We start from the raw sequence: 3979 nt of genomic DNA, 5'->3' as shown, positions 1-3979 counted from the left end.
CCGGGCTCGACTCCTCGGGGCGGCATCCGGCCCGGGACCCATGTGCCCCGGCACGATGCCACCCCTGCGGGGCCGACCCTGCACGGCCCCACCCCGGGCCGTCGCCCGACTGCGGGCCGTGGGGGTTTGTGCCCACCCGTTCCTCCCCAGCGGAACGACTGCCCACAAACCACGTGAACGCACCCCACCGGGGTCAGCCCCCGCGGGCGCGCACGCCCGGGGACGTGCAGGGGTCGTGTTCGGGACACTAAAGCGTGATTTGTGGCGCGCGACGAGGACCAGGCTCGTGCGGTACCGGGTGGCGCGCCGTAAATCATGCCGTCCCGGATACGAGCCCCGGAGCGGCCCCGGACGGCATCCGCACGGTCCCGGCCAACCCCGAACCACCCAAGCCCGTCCGGCGTTTGAGGACGGACACACCGGACGCCGCCACGGCAGAGGGCAACCCCGCAGAACCGGCCCGTCCCGGCCGCGCCCACGGCAGAGGGCAACCCCGTCACCCACACCCCCCACCGGCCGCGCTCAGTCGCGCGCCCGGCTGCGAGCCAGAACCACCGCACCGCCGCCCGCGACCAGCAGCACGACCGCGCCGCCCGCGAAGTACGGGGTCAGTCCGTTGCCACCGGTCGCCGCGAGGTTCTCGGCGGCGGGCGCGGGGGCGTCGGCGGGGATGCCGGCGGGGGCCTTCGCAGGGCCGGCGCCGGCCTGGGGCTTCGCGTCCGGCTCCACCGTGCGGGCCGTGGGTGACTCGCAGTTCGCCGCGGCCAGCGTCACCGAGCCCTCGACCTCCGCGACGTTCAGCTTGAGCGGGTTGACGGACACCTTCAGTTCGAGCGCGGTGGCCGCGGCCGTACGCGAGGTGGTCTGCGTCTTCGAAAGGTCGAGGGTGACCTCGCCGACACCGGGCACCTCGACCCGTGTCGTACCGCCCGTCGTCAGCTTGGTCTTCTTGCCGAGGACGGTGACCGCGCCGAGCAGATTCGATTCGGCCACCGGCTTCCTGCCGGCCACGCAGACCGCCTTCGACGTGACCTTCTCGACCTCGATGAGAGAGAGCAACGGCAGTCCGGGGACATGGACCTTGGCATGGGCGAGGTTGGTGTAGCCCTCGGCCCGCTGCCGGTCCGCGGTCGCCTTCGCGGTCGCCACGTCCGCGCGCAGCAGGCTGAACGGCCTGCCCTGGTCGACACCCTCCACCTGGACGGTCAGCGCGGTCTTCTCGGCGCTCTCGGGGGCCTGGACCTCGTTGAGGGAGACCTTCAGCGGCACCTGGACGGCCCTGTTCAGCAAGGAGACATCGAGGCCGGTACGGAGCACGACCGCGCTCGCGCGCCCGACTCCGCCGCCCGTCGCACGGGCCGGCGCTGCGAGCACCAGCGGGCCGGCGGCCAGCGCGGTGGCGGCCATGACGGCCGCGGAACGGCGTACGGGCATGCGGAAGGTGTTGCTGTTCACGGTGGTGGAACCCCCACAGAAGAATGGCGTCGCCGGGCCGCCGGCCACAGGGACTCATGGGCGGCGGCGACTGAGAACACCGGAATCTTTACGCACCGAGAGTGAACTGACAGATACCTGGGGTGAGTTCACTCCAAAGTGGCGTTTCCGCGCCCGTATTCGATTCATGAGGTACGGGCGTTCCCCTGGGTCGCTCCGGGGAGGGCGTAACAGGCGCACGCCGGTTGACCTGCGGGTGGCGCATGTGAAGTGGTTCAACGAGCGGCAGGAGCCCGGCGTCACGCTCCGTCAACCGATGACGCGCCCCCGCAGGATCACCAGGTGCGGTGCCGCCAATACCCGTACGTCCGCCCGTGGATCGGCCTCGTACACGACCAGGTCCGCCGGCGCCCCCTCCTCGAGGCCCGGCCGGCCCAGCCAGCTCCGCGCCCCCCATGCCGTCGCCGACAGCGCCTCGACCGGCGGGATGCCGGCCTTCACGAGCTCGGCGACCTCGGCCGCGACCAGGCCGTGCGCCAGCGAGCCGCCGGCGTCGGTGCCGACATAGACGGGGATGCCCGCGTCGTACGCCGAGCGGACGGTGTCGTACCGGCGCTCGTGCAGCCGCCGCATATGGTCCGACCAGCGTGGGAACTTGCTCTCGCCGCCCGCCGCGAGCTGCGGGAACGTGCCGATGTTGACGAGTGTCGGGACGATCGCGACGCCCCGCTCGGCGAACAGCGGAATGGTCTCGTCGGTCAGCCCGGTCGCGTGCTCGATGCAGTCGATGCCCGCCTCGGCCAGGTCGCGCAGCGAGTCCTCCGCGAAGCAGTGCGCGGTGACGCGGGCGCCGAGGCGGTGCGCCTCGGCGATGGCCGCCTCGACGGCACCACGCGGCCAGCAGGCGCCCAGATCGCCCGCCTCGCGGTCGAGCCAGTCGCCGACCAGCTTGACCCAGCCGTCGCCGCGCCGCGCCTCCTGTGCCACGTGGGCGACGAGGTCGTCGGGCTCGATCTCATGGGCGTAGTTGCGGATGTACCGACGGGTGCGGGCGATGTGCCGGCCGGCCCGGATGATCTTCGGCAGATCCTCGCGGTCGTCGATCCAGCGGGTGTCGGCGGGCGAGCCGGCGTCCCTGATGAGCAGGGTGCCCGCGTCCCGGTCGGTCAGCGCCTGCTTCTCGCTGGTCGCCTCGTCCACCGCGCCGTGCCCGTCGAGCCCGACATGGCAGTGGGCGTCGACGAGGCCGGGCAGCACCCAGCCCTCGACGGTCTCCGCCTCGGCTGCCGGCCGCCGATACGTGATACGGCCGCCGACCACCCACAGCTCGTCCCTCACCTCCTGCGGCCCGACGAGCACCCGCCCCTTCACATGCAGCACCACGTGATCGCTCATGACGAGCACTCTACGAGCCCTGCTCTACCCTCGACCGAGGACAGCCGAAGACTGCCGAAGACTGCCGAGAACCGCCGCTTCGAAGAGAGCACCGACGTGACACACCCGTTTCTGGACCTGGCCCCCCTGACCGCCTCCCATTTCGCGGCGATCGAGCGCCGGGTGGCCACCCTGCTCTCCACCGAGGCGGACGTGGTGATCACACAGGGCGAGGCGCTGCTCCCACTGGAGGGCTGCATCCGCAGCGGTGCCCGGCCCGGTTCCGCCGCGCTGAACGTGGTGACGGGGCCGTACGGACAGACCTTCGGGAACTGGCTGCGGGACTGCGGTGCCGCGGTGATCGACCTGGAGGTGCCGTTCCACACGGCGGTGTCCGCGGAACAGGTCGCGCGGGCACTGGACGAGCACCCGGAGATCGACTTCGTGTCCCTGGTGCACGCCGAGGCGGCCACCGGCAACACCAACCCGGTGGCGGAGATCGGCGAGGCCGTACGGGCCCATGGCGCGCTGTTCATGCTGGACGCCGTCGCCTCCGTGGGCGCCGAGCCGCTGCTGCCGGACGCGTGGGGCGTGGACCTGTGCGTGATCGGCGCGCAGAAGGCGATGGGCGGCCCGGCCGGGGTCTCGGCGGTTTCGGTGAGCGAGCGCGCCTGGGAGCGGTTCGCGGCGAACCCGGCCGCGCCCCGACGCTCGTATCTCTCGCTGCTCGACTGGAAGGAGCGTTGGATCGACGGCGGCCGCAGGGCGCTGCTGCACGCACCGGCCCAGTTGGAGATGCTGGCGCTGGAGGCTTGTCTGGAGCGCATCGAGGCGGAGGGTCCGGACTCGCTCATGGCACGGCACGCGTCGGCCGCGGCGGCGGTGCGCGCGGGTGCGCTCGCGCTCGGCGGTGGGCTGACCCCGTACGTCCACGAGGCGCGGTACGCGGCGCCGGTGGCGACCACGCTGCGCGCCCCCACCGGCGTCGACGCCTCCGACCTGGTCGCGAAGGCACTGGCGGCCGACCCGTCGCTGCCGCTGATCGCCGGCGCAGGGGCACTGTCCGCGGAGATGATCCGGGTGAACCACTACGGCACGGACGCGAGCCGTGACGCCGTGCAGTCCTCGCTGGCGGCGCTGGGCGCGGCGCTCGGCGAGTACGGCCACGAGG

At 72.7% G+C, this 3979-nt stretch carries 3 protein-coding genes; 1 reads left to right on the top strand and 2 read right to left on the bottom strand.

The features are described 5' to 3' along the window. Positions 1 to 522: 522 nt before the first annotated feature. Together ACWGI8_RS40895 and ACWGI8_RS40890 are read right to left on the bottom strand one after the other, a co-directional pair. Entirely contained in the window at positions 523 to 1455 is a 933-nt protein-coding gene (locus ACWGI8_RS40895; protein WP_453668523.1) for an SCO1860 family LAETG-anchored protein, read from the bottom strand. 288 nt (positions 1456 to 1743) lie between these two features. Further along, complete coding sequence (locus ACWGI8_RS40890; RefSeq protein WP_453668522.1) at positions 1744 to 2829, bottom strand: amidohydrolase family protein; 1086 nt, start codon at positions 2827 to 2829, stop codon at positions 1744 to 1746. A 96-nt stretch (positions 2830 to 2925) separates the two neighbouring features. Here ACWGI8_RS40890 and ACWGI8_RS40885 point away from each other — a divergent pair. Continuing rightward, positions 2926 to 3979, top strand: a 1054-nt coding sequence (locus ACWGI8_RS40885) for a pyridoxal-phosphate-dependent aminotransferase family protein (RefSeq protein ID WP_453668521.1), incomplete at its 3' end; no start/stop codon positions are given.

Source organism: Streptomyces sp. NPDC054841, assembly GCF_053611045.1.
This window is presented reverse-complemented; position numbering and strand designations above follow the sequence as displayed.